This window comes from Herbiconiux daphne, from assembly GCF_024979295.1.
Lineage (GTDB): Bacteria > Actinomycetota > Actinomycetes > Actinomycetales > Microbacteriaceae > Herbiconiux > Herbiconiux daphnes.
The window spans coordinates 1-700 of the sequence record NZ_JANLCJ010000393.1; the positions used below are offsets into that span (position 1 = coordinate 1).

The window sequence follows — 700 nt, forward strand, 5'->3', positions numbered from 1 at the left end:
GATTTTATTGCGTAGCCCGGTAAATATAACACCCATTAATATGCAATATTTCTCGCGTAATTCTTCGAATTCCTCCACAGTGTCGAAATCCAATTTACGTGCGGTGCGCATCGGGAATTTTTCAGCAAGCATAACAGCCGGATAGCTACTGGTTAGATCGAAACTGGAAACCTCTTCAATTACTATGGATGTTTTAGCCGGGTTACTATGTGTGAAACCTCCCATAAATGCTCGTTTCAAACGGCGGTAAGTGATGCCATCCAATTGCATATCGGACATTAATTGTTGGTATTTAATGCTTCCTCGTTTTTTAGCACCAGTTTCCTTATCGGTGTGTGTATAGCACGCCTTTTTAAGGTGTTCCCTCACTCTTCCCGTGCGGGTCATGGGAATATTTTTAATATTACCAGCGTGTTCTATTTGCTCTTTGATATATGCTGTAATCACAGCAATATCATTCTCGCAATATCCCATTTCCTTATCGGTGAGTGTGGTCAACTGGTGGCGGGGTAGGTCGTAATCTAAATCACCCTCTAGTTTGGATACTTTATATTTAACCAGATTTCGGGCGGTGTCAGCTAGTGACATTCCTGATAATATGAGACTGCAACGGAATTCTATACCGTCAACTGTGAGCGCCCTAATCGGTTTACGTTCTTTTATAGAGAACACATCTTCCCAATCAAAATACTTGCGCATG

1 protein-coding gene is annotated in these 700 nt (G+C 41.7%); it reads right to left on the reverse strand.

Annotated elements, in window-relative coordinates; translation table 11 throughout:
• On the reverse strand, positions 1–700 hold a 700-nt coding region (locus tag N1032_RS25430; RefSeq protein WP_259543377.1), incomplete at both ends, for a DNA polymerase.